General features: G+C 71.4%; 14 protein-coding genes. 4 read left to right on the top strand and 10 right to left on the bottom strand.

The features are described 5' to 3' along the window. The first annotated feature begins 61 nt into the window (after positions 1-61). Both AMYBE_RS0102395 and AMYBE_RS0102400 read left to right on the top strand, forming a co-directional pair. Positions 62-1,570, top strand: a complete 1,509-nt coding sequence (locus tag AMYBE_RS0102395) for a glutamate synthase subunit beta (RefSeq protein ID WP_020657733.1) — start codon at positions 62-64, stop codon at positions 1,568-1,570. Positions 1,571-1,721: 151 nt separating this feature from the next. Continuing rightward, positions 1,722-3,113, top strand: a complete 1,392-nt coding sequence (locus AMYBE_RS0102400; protein WP_020657734.1) for a class II 3-deoxy-7-phosphoheptulonate synthase — start codon at positions 1,722-1,724, stop codon at positions 3,111-3,113. A 57-nt stretch (positions 3,114-3,170) separates the two neighbouring features. On the opposite strand, the gene AMYBE_RS0102405 is transcribed toward AMYBE_RS0102400, so the two are convergent. The 5 genes from AMYBE_RS0102405 to AMYBE_RS0102425 form a co-directional block, all read right to left on the bottom strand. Continuing rightward, positions 3,171-4,451, bottom strand: coding sequence for a wax ester/triacylglycerol synthase domain-containing protein (locus AMYBE_RS0102405; protein WP_084469856.1), 1,281 nt, complete (start codon positions 4,449-4,451; stop codon positions 3,171-3,173). Positions 4,452-4,554: 103 nt separating this feature from the next. Next, positions 4,555-5,247: a hypothetical protein gene (locus AMYBE_RS0102410; RefSeq protein ID WP_020657736.1), complete on the bottom strand. Its 693-nt coding sequence runs from the start codon at positions 5,245-5,247 to the stop codon at positions 4,555-4,557. Then, entirely contained in the window at positions 5,247-6,734 is a 1,488-nt protein-coding gene (locus tag AMYBE_RS0102415; protein ID WP_020657737.1) for an SPFH domain-containing protein, read from the bottom strand. Before AMYBE_RS0102415 ends, AMYBE_RS0102410 begins: the two co-directional genes overlap by 1 nt. A 54-nt stretch (positions 6,735-6,788) precedes the next feature. Next, entirely contained in the window at positions 6,789-6,998 is a 210-nt protein-coding gene (locus tag AMYBE_RS0102420) for a hypothetical protein (RefSeq protein WP_020657738.1), read from the bottom strand. After that, on the bottom strand, positions 6,995-9,025 hold the full coding sequence (locus AMYBE_RS0102425) for a Stk1 family PASTA domain-containing Ser/Thr kinase (RefSeq protein ID WP_020657739.1): 2,031 nt from the start codon (positions 9,023-9,025) through the stop codon (positions 6,995-6,997). Before AMYBE_RS0102425 ends, AMYBE_RS0102420 begins: the two co-directional genes overlap by 4 nt. Before the next feature lie 92 nt (positions 9,026-9,117). Here AMYBE_RS0102425 and AMYBE_RS45380 point away from each other — a divergent pair, with 92 nt between their 5' ends. Next, positions 9,118-9,486: an Rv2175c family DNA-binding protein gene (locus AMYBE_RS45380; RefSeq protein WP_020657740.1), complete on the top strand. Its 369-nt coding sequence runs from the start codon at positions 9,118-9,120 to the stop codon at positions 9,484-9,486. Here AMYBE_RS45380 and AMYBE_RS0102435 read toward each other — a convergent pair. Continuing rightward, positions 9,455-10,609 (bottom strand): MFS transporter, encoded by a 1,155-nt coding sequence (locus AMYBE_RS0102435; RefSeq protein ID WP_034287784.1) that lies wholly within the window; start codon positions 10,607-10,609, stop codon positions 9,455-9,457. The genes AMYBE_RS45380 and AMYBE_RS0102435 overlap by 32 nt on opposite strands. Before the next feature lie 22 nt (positions 10,610-10,631). Here AMYBE_RS0102435 and AMYBE_RS0102440 point away from each other — a divergent pair, with 22 nt between their 5' ends. Beyond that, on the top strand, positions 10,632-11,180 hold the full coding sequence (locus AMYBE_RS0102440; protein ID WP_020657742.1) for a CGNR zinc finger domain-containing protein: 549 nt from the start codon (positions 10,632-10,634) through the stop codon (positions 11,178-11,180). 150 nt (positions 11,181-11,330) lie between these two features. Here the strand turns inward: AMYBE_RS0102440 and AMYBE_RS0102445 are convergent, their stop codons facing one another. The 4 genes from AMYBE_RS0102445 to merB form a co-directional block, all read right to left on the bottom strand. Continuing rightward, positions 11,331-12,245, bottom strand: a complete 915-nt coding sequence (locus AMYBE_RS0102445; RefSeq protein WP_020657743.1) for a phytoene/squalene synthase family protein — start codon at positions 12,243-12,245, stop codon at positions 11,331-11,333. Further along, a complete protein-coding gene (gene crtI / locus AMYBE_RS0102450; protein WP_020657744.1) occupies positions 12,242-13,717 on the bottom strand; it encodes a phytoene desaturase family protein in 1,476 nt (491 codons plus the stop codon). Before crtI ends, AMYBE_RS0102445 begins: the two co-directional genes overlap by 4 nt. Then, complete coding sequence (locus tag AMYBE_RS0102455; RefSeq protein ID WP_020657745.1) at positions 13,717-14,808, bottom strand: polyprenyl synthetase family protein; 1,092 nt, start codon at positions 14,806-14,808, stop codon at positions 13,717-13,719. The genes crtI and AMYBE_RS0102455 overlap by 1 nt, the downstream gene beginning before the upstream one ends. A gap of 72 nt (positions 14,809-14,880) precedes the next feature. Next, positions 14,881-15,525: an organomercurial lyase gene (merB, locus tag AMYBE_RS0102460; RefSeq protein WP_020657746.1), complete on the bottom strand. Its 645-nt coding sequence runs from the start codon at positions 15,523-15,525 to the stop codon at positions 14,881-14,883. Position 15,526: the final 1 nt, after the last annotated feature.

Here is a 15,526-nt window from a genome sequence, read left to right on the forward strand (position 1 = left end):
CGGAGCCCCGGCCGCGAGTGCCGACTGGGCGCGGGTATCCCGCAGAACACGGAGGCCGCTCGTGGCTGACCCGACCGGTTTTCTCAAGTACCAGCGGCAGGAACCGAAGAAGAAGTCTTACGAGGAACGGCTTTCCTCGTGGGGCGAGGTTTATGCCGAAGTCGACCCGGCGGAGCGCAACGAAGCGGTCCGCGTCCAGGCTTCGCGGTGCATGGACTGCGGCATCCCGTTCTGTCATTCCGGTGCCTCGGGCTGTCCGCTGGGCAACCTGATCCCGGAGTGGAACGACCTGGTCCGTCGCGGCGACTGGGCGGCGGCCAGCGACCGTCTGCACGCCACCAACAACTTCCCGGAGTTCACCGGGAAGCTGTGCCCCGCGCCGTGCGAGGCGGGCTGCGTGCTGTCGATTTCGCCGCTGTCCGGCGGGCCGGTGGCGATCAAGCGGGTCGAAGAGACGATCGCGGCCCAGTCGTGGGAAGCCGGTTATGTGCAGCCGCAGGTGTCCGAGGTGTCGTCCGGTCGCAAGGTGGCCGTCGTCGGCTCCGGCCCGGCTGGTCTGGCCGCCGCGCAACAGCTGACCCGCGCCGGCCACGAGGTGACCGTTTTCGAACGCGATGACCGCCTCGGCGGCCTGCTGCGGTACGGCATTCCCGAGTTCAAGATGGAAAAGAAGGTCTTGGACCGCCGCCTCGCCCAGTTGCGCAAGGAAGGCACCAAGTTCGTCACCGGCTGCGAGGTCGGCGTGGACTTGTCGGTGGAAGACCTGCGCGCGCAGTACGACGCGGTGGTGCTCGCCGTCGGCGCCCTGCGCGGCCGGGACGACCGCACCACGCCGGGCCGTTCGCTGGACGGCATCCACCTGGCGATGGAACACCTGGTGCCCGCCAACAAGTTCGTGGAGGGCGCCGGCCCGTCCCCGGTCGACGCGAACGGCAAGCACGTCGTCATCATCGGCGGCGGCGACACCGGCGCGGACTCCTACGGAACCGCGACCCGGCAGGGCGCGCTGTCGGTCACGCAGCTCGACCAGTACCCGATGCCGCCGCAGACCCGCGACGACGAGCGGTCGCCGTGGCCGACCTGGCCCTACCTCCTGCGCACCTACCCCGCGCACGAGGAAGCCGGCGAACGGAAGTTCGCGGTGGCGGTTCGCCGATTCGTCGATGACGGCAACGGCCGGGTCAAGGCGGTCGAGCTGCAGGAAGTCCGCGTGCAGAAGGACCCGGCAACGGGCCGTCGCGAGGTGCGGCCGGTCAACGACCACGTCGAGGTGCTGCCCGCGGACCTGGTTCTGCTGGCGATCGGGTTCGAAGGCGTGGAGGAAATGCCGCTGCTGGAAGACCTGAACCTGACGCTGACCCGCCGGGGCACCCTGTCGTGCGGCGCGGACTGGCAGACCGAGACCCCCGGAGTCTTCGTCTGCGGCGACGCGCATCGAGGCGCTTCGCTGGTGGTGTGGGCGATCGCGGAAGGCCGCTCGGTCGCCGCGGCGGTGGACGCGTTCCTGACCGGCGCTTCGGACCTGCCGGCACCGGTGCACCCGACGGCGCTGCCGCTCGCGGTGGTGTGACCCGCCGCTGATCTCCGGCCCCGGCGCAATGGCGCGCCGGGGCCGGCTTCTTTTCCCGCCCGCGGCGCCGTCGATCACCCGAACGACACCGAAGCGTGACCCTGCCCGCCCACGCCCCCGTCCACCTGTCGGAACGCCTATCCTGAACCTCGTGAACTGGACAGTCGACGTTCCCGTAGACACGCTTCCCGAACTGCCGCCGTTGCCCCCTGAGCTTCGGGAGCGCCTCGACACGGCTCTGGCGCTGCCTGCCGCGCAGCAGCCGGAGTGGCCGGACGTCGCGCTGGCGCAGCGGGTGCGCGGGGTGCTGGAAAGCGTGCCGCCGATTACCGTTCCCGCCGAGATCGACCGGTTGAAGAACCGGCTCGCGATGGTGGCTCGCGGCGAGGCGTTCCTGCTGCAGGGCGGCGACTGCGCGGAGACCTTCGAGTCCAACACCGAACCGCACATCCGGGCGAATCTGCGCACGCTGCTGCAGATGGCTGTCGTGCTCACCTACGGGGCCAGCCTGCCGGTGGTGAAGGTCGGCCGGATCGCCGGGCAGTACGCGAAGCCGCGCTCGTCCGGCACGGACGCGCTCGGGCTGCCGGTCTACCGCGGCGACATCATCAACTCGCTGGTGCCCAAGCCGGAGCTGCGGGTGCCGGACCCGGGCCGGATGATCCGCGCCTACGCGAACGCCGGCGCGGCGATGAACCTCGTCCGCGCGCTCACCGGGGCCGGGATGGCCGACCTGCACCAGGTGCACGACTGGAACAAGGACTTCGTGTCCTCCTCGCCCGCCGGGGAGCGGTACGAGGCGCTCGCCGCGGAGATCGACCGCGGGCTGCGGTTCATGAACGCGTGCGGGGTCACCGACGCGTCGCTGCAGTCGACTGAGATCTTCGCCAGCCACGAGGCGCTGCTGCTCGACTACGAGCGCGCGCTGCTGCGTCTCGACAGCTCGGACTCCGCCAACCCGAAGCTCTACAACCAGTCCTCGCATTTCCTCTGGATCGGCGAGCGCACCCGGCAGCTGGACGGCGCGCACATCGCCTTCGCCGAGCTGCTGGCCAACCCGATCGGGCTCAAGATCGGCCCGACCACCACCCCGGAGCAGGCGCTGGAGTACGTCCAGCGGCTCGACCCGCGCAACGAACCGGGCCGGCTGACGCTCATCTCGCGGATGGGCAACGGCAAGGTCCGCGAGGTGCTGCCGGCGATCGTGGAGAAGGTCGAATCGTCCGGGCACAAGGTCATCTGGCAGTGCGACCCGATGCACGGCAACACGCACGAGGCGTCCACCGGCTACAAGACCCGGCACTTCGACCGGATCGTCGACGAGGTCCAGGGCTTCTTCGAGGTGCACCGCAAGCTCGGCACCTACCCGGGCGGCATCCACGTGGAGCTGACCGGCGAGGACGTCACCGAATGCCTCGGCGGCGCGCAGGAGATCTCCGACGTCGACCTGGCCGGTCGCTACGAAACCGCCTGCGACCCGCGGCTCAACACCCAGCAGTCGCTGGAGCTGGCGTTCCTGGTCGCGGAGATGCTGCGCGGCTGACTTGCCGCTCAACGTCCGGGCAGAGCCTCAAGGGGCCCTGCCCGGACGTTGACGCGGTTACGAAGCGAGCAGGAGTTCCGCTGCCGACTTGGCTACCGCGTCGCGCAGCGAGCCCAGATCGCCGACCGCCTCCGCGTTGGCTTGCAGTCCGATGTGGACCGAGTCGCGATAGGGCGCGATCGCGATGCCGACCGCTTGGCGCGGAGCCAGCGGCACGAACGGGTACACCTGCGTCAGCGGCGCGCCGTCGAGCTCGAGCCGGGCGGGCGGTACCGGCACCGTCGTCACGACCAGATCGAACAGCAGGGGTGCGGCCAGCCCGGCCGTCCGCGTGCCCAGCCGGTGCAACACCGTCGGCATGCGATCGGCCAGCAGCGGGAAGGCGCCCGCGCCGCGGGCCGGTCCCGCCGCCTTGTTGCGCGCCATCGCGGCCTTCACCACGGCGAGCCGCCGTACCGGATCGTCGACGCCGACCGGCAGATCGCACAGGTAGCCGGACAGCTTGTTCCCGCCCACCTGCTCCGCTGCCCTGCCGCGCACGCTGACCGGGATCAGCGCGCGCAGCGACCGCCCGTCCGGCCGGACTCCGCGGTTGACCAGCCAATCCCGCAACGCGCCGGACAACACCGCGAGCACCACGTCGTTCGTCGTACCGCCATGGGCGCGGCGGATCTGTCGTAGGTCAGCGGCGCACAGCCGGGAGAATCCGAGGGACCGGCCAGCGGTAGCGGGCGCGGACAGCGGCGTCCAGGGCGGCCGGGCCGCACGTACGACCGACGAAGCGATCCCGGCGGTCTCCAGTGTGTCGCGCATGGTGCTCAGCGGAGTTCGCGGCCGGGGGACTGCCGGAGCAAGCGGCCGGGCCGCGATGCCGTCGAGCAACCCGACGGCCACGGCGTAGGCACCGGCTCCGTCGGTGAGCGCGTGGTGAAGCTTCAACAACACCGCGAAGCCGCCGTCCGGCAATCCGGTCACCACAGTGAGCTCCCACAGCGGCCGGCGCGGGTCCAGCGGTTCGGCGATCCACCGCGCCGCGAACTCCGGCAGCGGGTCCGGGTCGTACAACGTGCTCAACCGGTGTTCGTGAATGTGTTTCAGGGCAGCGAAATCCGGGTCGCGCACCCATTCCGCGGACCCGGGCGGGAACAGTCCGGCGCGGATTTTCCGGCGCAGCTGCGGGATTTTCTCCGCGCGGCTCGCCAGCAGTGCGGTCAGCCGCGCCGGATCGACCGGCCGCTCCGGCGCGAAAATCAGCACCGCGCCCATCTGCATCGGCGAGGTTTCCCTGGAAAGACAGAGAAAAGCGACATCGAGGGAGCTGAGCGGCGTACGCGTCATGGCGGGCCTTTCGCGGACGGCTGCGAGGGAGACAGTCACCACACCACTCCGATATGACCGGTGGGTGGTCGCTGTGTTTCGCGGGCGCTAACTACCCGCGGTTTCACTCGCCTGGGGCACGCCGGGGGAGCCGCTGCGGCAGTTCGCTCGCCCCGTTGTGCTCGGCCGCGCTGATGTCCGCGGCGACCTGCCGCATCGCGACGCCGTTGCCCGGCCGCTTCGGCAGGCCCGGCCACAGCTCGCCGGCTTCGAGCGAGGCGGCGCGGAGCAGGGCTCCGTCGAGCTTGGTGTGCGTTTCCTCGATGCCGCGGTCGAGCCACTGCACGATCAGCTTCACCGGACCGGCGCTGGGCAGCGGCCAGACGAACACCGGGTGCTCCTGGTGGAACGCGGAACCGGTGCCGTCCCCCACGCGCAGCACCGGTTCGTGCGGTTCGCCCGCGGTGGGCACCGAAATCGTCTCCGAGCTGGCCCGGCTCCCGTCCGGGAACAGCACCCCGACCAGCAGCGCGTTGTAATCGGGGATGCGCCGGTGCGCGACCAGGGGACCGTGGTCCATCCGGTCTCGCGAGTACACCGCGATCCGCAGCGTCATCGCCTCCGGCCACACTTCCACGCCGCGCAACGCGACGATGGTGCGCTCGGACCGGCCGAGCGGCATCGCCCACGGCAGCAACGCCGGCACGATGTGCTCGTTCGGCGGGCCTGTCCACGGACGGCCCTCATAGCCGAACAGCTCCTGTTCCCGGACCGGAAACAGGGGGCGTTCGCGAGGACCGTCCGTGAAGAAGCTCATCAGTCCTCGCGCGGGGCCAGGCCACCGTCGGACTCGGACGAGGAACCGGACTGCTTCGGCCCCATGGCGTCCATCAGCTGGCGCGCCAGGCCGAGGCCGGTGCCGCCGAGGGACAGCGCCTTGGTGAACATGTCCGACATCCCGTCCGCGCCGTTCAGGACCACCATGTGGTCGATGTTGCCGAATGCCTGTGCCCCGGCTTCGACGATTTCCGGCCAACGCTCAGCCAACTGCTGTGCTACCACAGCTTCCTGGTTCTCCGCCAGTGCGGCGGCCCGCGCCTTGATCGCCTCAGCTTCGGCGAGACCCTTCGCCTTGGCCGCTTCGGCCTCCGCGAGCCCCTTGGCCTTCGCCGCTTCGGCCTCCGCCAGGCCCTTGGCCTTCGAGGCCGCCGCTTCGGCCTCACCGGTGGCCTTGGTCGCGCTCGCGCTGGCTTCCGCCCGCGCCTTGGTGGCCTGCGCTTCCGCGTCGGCGGCGGTCTTCACGCGGGTCGCGTCCGCGCCTGCCCGAAGCTCGGTCTCCTTCGCCTGGGCCTGCGCGCGGGCGATCTGCGCGTCGCGCTCCGCGTCCGCGGTCGTCCGGGTCTCGTACGCCTTCGCGTCGGCCGGCTTGCGGACCTGGGACTGCAGCCGCTGTTCGGACAGCGCCGCTTCCAGTTCGGCCGCGCGCGTCTCCTGGACCACGACCTCCTGACGCGCGGTGGCCTCGGCCAGCGGACCGGACTGGCTTGCCTTGGCCTTCGCCTGGTCGACCTCGGCCTGGTAGCCGGCCTGCTGGATCTGGCTCTCCCGGATCGCGCCCGCCTTGCGCGCGGCGGCGACCTGCTCGGCCTCGGTGGCCTCCTGGTCGCGCTGTGCTTCGGCGATCCGCGCGGACGCGGCGATGGCGGCCGCGTGCGGCTTGCCCAGGTTGAGGATGTAGCCGGACTCGTCGTCGATCTCCTGGATCTGCAGCGAGTCCACGATCAGCCCGAGCTTGATCATCTCGGTCGCCGACGACTGGCGGACCTCGCCGGTCAGCGCGTCGCGGTTGTGGATCATCTCCTCGATGGTCAGCCCGCCGACGATCGAGCGCAGGTGCCCGGAGAACAGCTCGTGGATGGTGTCGTTCATGCCCTTCTGCTGGTCGAGAAACCGGCGGGCGGCGTTGGCGATCGAGGCGTAGTCGTCGCCGACCTTGTAGATCACCACCGCGCGCACGGTGACCGGCAGCCCCTGCTTGGTCACGCACGAGACCTGCAGGTTCACGCCGCGGGTGTCCAGTGACAGCCGGCGCGCGGTCTGGAAGCCGGGAATCACGTTCACCCCCCGGCCGGTGACGATCTTGAACCCGAGACTGTCCGCGGTCTCGGTCCGCTCCACGCGGATGCCCCATCCGGAGATGATGAGGGCCTCGTTGGGCTCGGCGACCCGGTACAGGATCCGCAGCAGCCCGAACAGCAGGATCACGGCAACGACCGCGATCACCACGATGACCCAGATTTCCATTGCCCCTCGCAGGTGTCAGCACTCGACTGGCATTCAGTCGACACTGCGACGCGCTCAGGCGCGCAGCGGTTGCCACCTTTCCACGTAGACCGTGCGCGGAGGCTCGAAATCGACCACCAGAACGGGGGTGCCGACGGGAAAACTGGTTTCCGGGTCGGCCGGATAGGCGTAAAAGGCTTCCGTGCCGCCGCGGACGCTGAGCAGCACCTCGCCGATCAGCCCGGGCCCGACCGTGCCGGTGACCCGGCCGCGGTTGCCGATCATCCGCCGATCCCCCGAATCTTCACCTTGGTGCCCTTGGGCACGAACGACCCCGGTGCCGGGTCCTGCTGCATGACGAAGTTGATCCCGCCGTGCCCGTGGTCGCCGCCCTTGCGGTCGACGTCGAGCCCGGCCGCCTTGAGGATCTGGGTCGCCTCGTCGAACTGCCGGAACCGCACGTCCGGCACCTGGACCGCGTTGGAGACCCAGACCTTGACCGTCTTGGTGCCCGGCGAATTGGCGGGCGGGTCGGTGCGGGTGACCAGGCCGGCGGCGACCGAGGGCGAGAACTCCTCGCCGCCGTCCACCGGTTGGAAGCCGGCCTGGCGCAGCAGCTGGAACGCCTGGTCCTTGGGCTGCCCGGTGACGTCCGGCACCGCCGGCAGCGGCTCGGGTCCCTTGGACAGCACCAGCGTCACCTGGCCGCCGATGTCCAGCGGGGTGCCCGCGCCGGGGCTGATCCGCACGACGGTGCCCTCGGCCGCCTTGTCGTTGTACTCCGGCGGGCCTTGGACGACGGAGAGCTGCTGGGCCTGGATCGCCTTGGTGGCCTCGTCGAGCGTGGCGCCGACCCGGATGTTCGGCACCGTCGGCTTGCCCTTGGACACCACGACCGAGACGGTGGCGTCCTGCTCCAGCTTGGTGCCCGCCGGCGGGTCCACCTTGATCACCCGGTTCGCGGCGACCGTGTTGCTGAACTCCTGGCTGTACTTCGGGGTCAGCTTCGCCGCGCGCAGCTGGTCGCCCGCCTCGGCCTGGGTCACCCCGGCGAGGTTGGGCACGGTCGTCGTGGTGCTCTTGGTGTCGGTGAGGATGAAGGCGAACGCGCCGATCAGCCCGCCCAGCACCAGCACGCCGGCGACGGCGAGCGCGATCAGCTTCCGCTTGTCGCGCGGCTTCGGCGGCTCGTTCGGCTTCGTCGGCCCTGGGGTGGGAGGGAGCGCCGTGGTCGGCGGACCGGCGGGCAGCGCCGCCGCCGGGGTCGCCCGGGTCATCGCGCGGGTGCCGCGCGGTCCGGCCGGCGGCACTGGCGGCACCTGCTGGGTCTGCGCGGCGTCGGCCGGAACAGCCGGGATGTTCGGCAGCGTCTGCTCCACGTCCGACACCCGATCGCCGTCCGGCGGCGGAGGCACCGGGATCGCGACCGGCCGCAGACCGAGTTCGCCGGCCACGCCCTGCAGTTCGGCGAGGAACTCGCCGGCGTCGGCCGGCCGCTGCTCCGGGTCGCGCCGGGTGGCGCGGAAGATCAAATCGTCCAGCGCCGACGGCAGATCCGGGCGCTTCTCGCCGGCGCGCGGCACGTCGTCGTTCACGTGCCGGTAGGCGACCGAAATCGCGGTGTCGCCGGTGTAGGGCAGCTCGCCGGTGACCATCTCGTACATCAGGACGCCCGCCGCGTAGACGTCGCTGCGGGCCGTGGTGTCGCCGGTGGCGACCTGTTCCGGGGCCAGGTAGCCGACGGTGCCGAGGATGACGCTGGAGCTGGTGGTGCCCGGGCTGGCCACCGCCCGGACCAGACCGAAGTCGCCGACCTTCACCACGCCGCCCGCCAGCTGGCCGCTGCGGCCGATGAGCACGTTCTCCGGCTTCACGTCGCGGTGCACCAGCCCGGCCGCGTGCGCGGCGGCCAGCGCGGCCAGCACCGGCTCGGCGACGCTCAGCGCGAGCGAGACGTCCAGCTGGCCCTGCTCCTCCAGCAGGTCGCGCAGGGTGCCGCCGTCGACCAGCTCCATCACCAGAAAGGCGAGGCCGGAATCCTGGCCGGCCGGGGTGTCGAAGCCCTGGTCGTGCACGGCCACCACGTTCGGGTGATGCAGCTGTGCGGCCGAGCGCGCTTCGCGCACGAACCGGTCGACGAACGACCGGTCGTCGGCGAACCGCGGATCCATGATCTTGATCGCGACCGCCCGGTCCAGCCGGGTGTCCACGCCCCGGTAGACGGCCGACATCCCGCCCCGGGCTAGCAGCCGGTCCACGCGGTAGCGGCGTTCGAGCAGGGCGCCGACGAGACTGGGCTGGGTGCGGGTCACAGTCGGCAATCGTAGAAGAAGGGTGCCCCGCCGGGGCGGGTCACCCGTGCGTACCAGCGAGCGCGCCGGACGAATGTGGCACAGTGTCACGTGTGAGTGGGATTCCTGTCGCCGACGACATCCTCGAAGCCGCGGTCGCGGTCCTGCCGTTGCCGAAGGTCGCGGCCGCGTTGGGCGTGTCGGCAAGCAAGGTGCGCCAGATGCTGAGGGACGGCCAGCTGATCGCCGTGCGCCGTGACGGAGAGTTGTGCGTGCCGAGCGACTTCTTCGTCAAGGACGGCATCGTGAAGGGGCTGACCGGCACCATCACGGTGCTCGCGGACTCCGGGTTCAGCCGCACCGAGATGCTGCGCTGGCTCTTCACCGCCGACGACACGCTGCCCGGCTCGACCCCGATCAACGCCCTGCGCACCTCCCACGGCACCGAGGTCAAGCGGCGCGCTCAGGCGATGGCTTTCTGACGCTCCACCACGGATGCGCGACTGCCGCCAGCAGTTGAATCCCCGCCGCCGCGGCCAGCCCGGCGGCGGGGGAGTGCCCGGCCAGCGGCCCCGCCAGCGCGGTGCCGAGCGCCATTCCCGCGATCTTCACGCTCGCCGCGGTGGTGAACACCTGTGCGCGCACGGCCGGCGGAGCTTCCCGATGCCGGACCGCGAACAGTGCGGCCAGCTGCGGCCCGTCGCCGATCCCGGTGATCGCTGCGGCGGTGACGAGCAGCACCGCGTTCGGCGCCACGGCGGTGCCGGCGAAGCCGAGCGCCAGGACGACGGTGCTGAGCCGGATGACGAGGTCCGGGCTCCACGTGCGCTTGGCGAGCACTGCGTTGGCGGCGAAAGAAGCGATCGACGACGCGACCAGCAGCAGCGTTCCGTAGCCCGCGCCGCCAAGCCGTTGCTCGCCGATCAGCGGGTAGCAGACGAACGCCATCCCGATCCCCGCGAACGACAGCGTGGAGGTCGCCGTCGACTGGCGCAGCGCCGGATTGCGGAGGAGGACCGTGGCTGCGTCGCGCATTCGCGGCCGTTCGGTGCGTTCTTGCTCCGGAAGTCGCCACGCGAACGGCACCGCCACCAGTACGAGTCCGGCGGCGGCGACCATCGCCGTTTCGGCACCGGCGCCCGTCGCCAGTGCTCCGGCCAGCCCAGGCCCGGCAAGGGCGGCCACCGTGAACGTCATCGCGTCGAGCGTGCTGGCCCGCGCTAGCTGTCCGGTCACCGAGGGCACCTGCGCGGTCCATCCGCCCGCGATCGCTGGCCCGAACAGCCCGGTCGCGATCACCACTGCTACCACCAGCGCAAATGGTGCCGTCTTGGCCAGTGCGGTCACCATCGCCAGCCCCGTCGCGTACCCGGCGAGCGCGATCGCGAGCACCCGGCCCGGCCTGCGGGACCGGTCCAGCACCGCGCCCAGCCACGGTCCGCCGACCGCCGCCGCGGCGGTGAGCCCAGCGAGCAACGTCGACCCCGCGACCGCCCCCGCCGCAGTGATGCCGAGCAGCAGCAACGCGGGCCCGGACGCCTCGTCGCCGATGCGTGCCGCGGTCGCCCCGGTGAGATAGGCCGCCAGCCTGTAACGGCTTGTCATCATCTAGATGTTACAGTGGGCTATGCCTGGAACGCAGCCGGATTTCGCGGGCCGCTCCGCTCGGGACGCGGTCCGGCGCGCCGTCGCGCTCCTGGACGTGCTGCTGGCTGAGGCACCGGCTGCGGGTTCGGTAGCCGCGGTCCTGGTCGAACACGGCGAACCGGAGCCCCGGCTTTCCCCGGAAGAGGTCGCCGAACTGCAGGACGCCGCTCGGAAACTGCGCGAGGTTTTCGCCGCTCCGGATATCGCGGCAGCAGCTTCGGTGCTCAACGCGCTGTTCGCGCAGTACGCCGGACCGCCGCGGCTGACCGCCCACGACGACGCGTTCGGCTGGCATCTGCACGCGGACTCGGCGGACGACGGGCCGTGGGGTGCCTGGCTGATCACCTCGTCTGCCTTGGCCCTCGCGACCCTGCTAGCCGACCGGCAGGAGGTGCCCGGCGGCTTGTGCGCTTCCGCTTCGTGCGGCAGGCCATTCGCGCACCTGGGCGGCGGGAGCCCGCGTCGCTACTGTTCAACCCGTTGCGCGACAAGGGAACGCGTCGCCGCTCACCGGGCGCGGAAGGGATGAGGGGAGATCTGTCCGTGAAGGGCCCCTGCACGGACTTGGATTCCCTCAACGGGCCCTTCACGGACAGATCGGCACACACTGGCCGCCGGCCGCCCAGGCGTCACGACAACACCCGGTGCGACCTGCTCTGAGTTCAGCCGGTACCCGGGCTTACTTCCCGCGCCGGGCCAGCACCGCGATCAGACCCGGCAACGCGACCGCTGCCCGACGAGCCTTCCCGACGACGGCGCGCCGGTTGAGCACGTCGTAGTCCATCGCGACGATCTCGTCCAAGATGCCCTCGTACAACGTGATCGCCGTCCGCACGCAATGCCGCGATTCCGGCCGCAGCAACGGAATCCCCGCGTCCGCCCGCCGGTACACCGCCCGGGTCCGCGAAACCGCCACCGCCAGTGCCGCTCGCACTCGCGGGTCCGGCCGGTCGCGTCGGCGCGCCTCGACCAGCCGTTCCCGGTCCACGCCGAACGCGGCCAGTTCCGCGGTCGGCAGATACAGCCGTCCCCGGTCGAGGTCCTCGCCGATGTCGCGCAGGAAATTGGTCAGCTGGAACGCTTCTCCCAGCGCCGCCGCGCTCGGTTCGGCCTCCGGCAGCGGCACCACGGTGCCGAACACCGGCAGCATCTGCAGCCCGATCACGCACGCCGAACCGTAGACGTACTCGGCGAGATCGGCGTACGTCGCATACTCGGTGACCGTCAGGTCCATCCGCATCGAATGCAGGAACGCATCCACCAATTCCCGGCGGATCTCGTAGCGCCGCACGGTGTCCGCGAGCGCCGCGAGCACCGGATCGGCCGGCGCGCCGCCGCCGTAGACCTCGTCGACGAGCCCGGCGACCTTGTCCAGTGCGACGGCCGGATCAGTGCCGGGCTCGGGGTTGTCGACCAGTTCGTCGGCCATCCGCGCGAAGCCGTACAGCGCGTGCGCGAACGGCCGGGCCCGGGCCGGCAGCAGCCGGGTGGCGAGGAAGAACGTGCGGCCGTGGTGCGCGTTGATGCGACGGCATTCCGTGTAGGCAGCCCGCAGCGCCGGCTCGGCGATGCCGGCCGCGTCGAGTTCGGTCACCGTCCGGTGATCCTTTCCGCAGCGAGTCGTCCGGAGATCAGCACCGGCGGAATGCCGACGCCGGGGGTGGTCCCGCAGCCCGCGAGCACCACGTTGTCCGCTGCCCGCACCAGGTTCGCGGGGCGGAACGGGCCAGTTTGGCGGAACGTGTGCGCGAGCGAGAACGGCGTGCCGGCGGCCAGCCCGCGCGCTGCCCAATCCGCGGGCGTGAGCTGTTCGTCCACCACGAATTCGTCGCCGAACCCGGTGAGCCCGCGCGATTCCAGGGTTCGCAGCAGTTCTTCGCGGTAGGCCGGGCCGACCCGCTGCCAGTCGATCGGGCCGGTCCTCAGGTTCGGGGCCGGCGCGAGCACGGACACGATCTCGCCGCCGTCGCCGGCTAGCGTCGGCTCGGTCGCGGTCGGCCGCGTGACCAGCAGCGACGGATCGCTCATCAGCTTGCCTTCGCGCACGATCTCGGCGAACGTGCGTTCCCACGCGTCGCCGAAGAAGATCGTGTGGTGGTCCAGTTCCGGCCACGAGCGGTCCGCGTGCCCGTGCAGCACGAAGGCAGACGGCGAGTACTTCAGCGGCACGACGCGGCGTGGACGCGCACCGATCAGCCGGTACGCCGCCGAAAGCTCGGTCGCGAGCACCACGGCGTCACACTCAATACGCTCCCCGGCGCGCGTGCGTACAGCGCGTACGCGCTGCGACACTCGCTCTAGCCAAGCGGCCTCGGTACCGAACCGCAGTTCGGCACCGGCGCGCGTTGCAGCGTCGCTCATCGCACGGGCGATCGCGCCCATGCCGCCGCGCGGGTAGTACACGCCGCCGACGGTGTCCATGTACGCGATGACGCCATACGCGCCGAGTGCGCGCGTGGGATCGAGACCGGCATACAGCGCTTGGAACGAGAAGAGCCGCCGTACGCGCTCGTCGCGCAAGAAGCTGGCGACGCGCGGCCCAAGCCGTCCGAAGCCGCCTAGCGCGGCAAGCTTCGCCAACTCAGGACGAAGCAGGTTCAGCGGCGAGTCGAAATTCGCGCCGATGAAGTGGTCCTTTTGCGCCGCGTACAGGTCGGTGAGCCACTGCCGCAGCCGACGGTACCCGGCAGCTTCTCGCGGGCCGGAGAACTCGCGAATCTCGGTTTCCATCGCGTCGCCGTCGGTGTGCACCGCGAGCGAGCTGCCGTCCGCGAAACGGGCGCGGTAAGCCGGATCGAGCCTGGTCAGCGGCACCGTGGCGGCCAGCGATTCGCCGACCGCGTGCAGTGCTTCGTCCACCAGCTCCGGCATGGTCAGCACGCTGGCCCCGGTGTCGACCGCGTTCGCGCCGAAATCCTGCTGCCCGGCTCGCCCGCCGGGCATCTTCTGCTGCTCCAGCAACGTCACCCGGCGGCCGGCTCCGAGCAGATGCAGCGTCGCCGACAACCCGGCCAAGCCCGCGCCGACGACCACGACATGGTCGGCATGCCCGTTGACAGTCCGCATCAGAAGGTCCGCTGAGTCGCCAGCCGGATCAGTTCGGTCAGCGCCGACGGGGCAGGCTCGGCCAGGTGCGCGCGCTCCAGCGCGACCTCGGCGGAAGCGGTCAACTCGTCGATCTGCTGCTCGACCGCCGCGACCGCGCCGACCGTGGTCAGCGCGTCACGGACGCGGTCCACGGCGGCACCGGCCAGGTCCGCGGCTCCGATCGCGTCGGCGATCACCCGCGCCGCGGCGGCGTCGCCGCGCTCGGCGGCCAGCTGCAGGCCCAGCGCCACGAGCAGAGTGCGCTTGCCCTCGCGCAGGTCGTCCCCGGCCGGCTTGCCGGTGACCGACGGGTCGCCGAACACCCCGAGCAGGTCGTCGCGAAGCTGGAACGCCACGCCGACGTCGCCGCCGAACTCCAGCAAGGTGGCGATCAGCTGCTCGTCCGCCCCGGCGAGCGCGGCACCGAGGTGCAGCGGCCGCTGGACGGTGTACGCGGCGGTCTTGAGCCGGTCGATCCGCAGCGCGGCCTCCGGCGAAGCGTCGCCGACCGCTTGCGTCCGCACGTCGAGGTACTGCCCGGCGAGCACCTCGGTGCGCATCGCGCGCCAGGCCGGCCGGGCGGCGGCGAGCGTGGCGGCGGGCAGCGGGGCGTCAGCGAACATGTCATCCGCCCAGGCCAGCGCGAGGTCTCCGACCAGTACTGCGCTCGCCAGCCCGAACGTCGCCGGCGAGCCGAGCCAGCCGTGGTCGGCGTGCAGCTTCGCGGACGCGACGTGCACCGTCGGGTTGCCGCGGCGCGAGTCGGAGGAATCGATGAGGTCGTCGTGGATCAGCGCGCACGCCTGGATCAGCTCGAGACTCGACACCACCTGCAGCGCGCCCTCGGCGAGCGGACCGGACGCCGCGCCGCCCGCGCCGCGCCAGCCCCACCAGGCGAACGTGGGCCGGAGCCGCTTTCCCCCGCCCAGCACGAAGCCGGACAGCAGGTCGATGCCTGCCTTGACGCTCGGTTCGACGCGCAGGATCTCGCCGGAGGCCCGGCCGAGGAAGTCGGCCAGCGCACGCTCCACGTGCACGGGGAGATCGGCGTCGAATCCGGGCGCGTCCATGCCGCCCATCCTCCGGGACGCCTGCGTCCGAGGTCACGCCGGGTGCCCCCGGATGTGGCGCACCAGACGTGCTCAGCCGCTCCGAAACGCGCCAGCCTGCCCCTTCGCGACGAAATACTCCTTGGCCGCGGCCGGTCCGCGCATCCGGTAGCCCGGCTCGAGACAGCCCGCGTACCAGTCCTTCGCCAGCTCCCACAACGGCTCGAGCCCGAGCGTGGGCCCCGGACTGTCCACACAGGACTCGCTGCAGTACAACCGCTGCTTGCGCCGGTCTTCCGCCAGCAGGTGCGGCGCGGCCGGGAAGTACGCGACGTGCGATCCCTGCGGCGGCTTGTCCCGCCGCACGACCAGCGCGGACGGCTCGCCGCAGCCAGGGCAGCGCGTCGCCACCAGCACCTCGGGTTCGCCTTCCACCAGGTGCGGGATCGCGAACGAGTCCCAGGCACAGCCGCCCCACCACATGGTGTGCTCGCCCATCACCGCGAACCCGAGCGGGACCGCGGCGAACGGCGCGGCCAGCGCCACGTGCTCGCGGTCGTCCAGCCACAGCCACCTCGGGTCGGCCATCCGGTGCAGTGCCTGCTTCGCCACCGCCAGCGACCCGTGCGCGGCGTCCGCCAGTTCGGGCGCGGTGGGCGGGCGGCCGCGGGAGGAGAACGCGCGGTAGACCGCGAGGCGCACGTCTTCGTCCCAGGCCAGATCGTCGTCACTGCTCATG

Source organism: Amycolatopsis benzoatilytica AK 16/65 (genome assembly GCF_000383915.1).
Classification (GTDB): Bacteria; Actinomycetota; Actinomycetes; order Mycobacteriales; family Pseudonocardiaceae; genus Amycolatopsis; species Amycolatopsis benzoatilytica.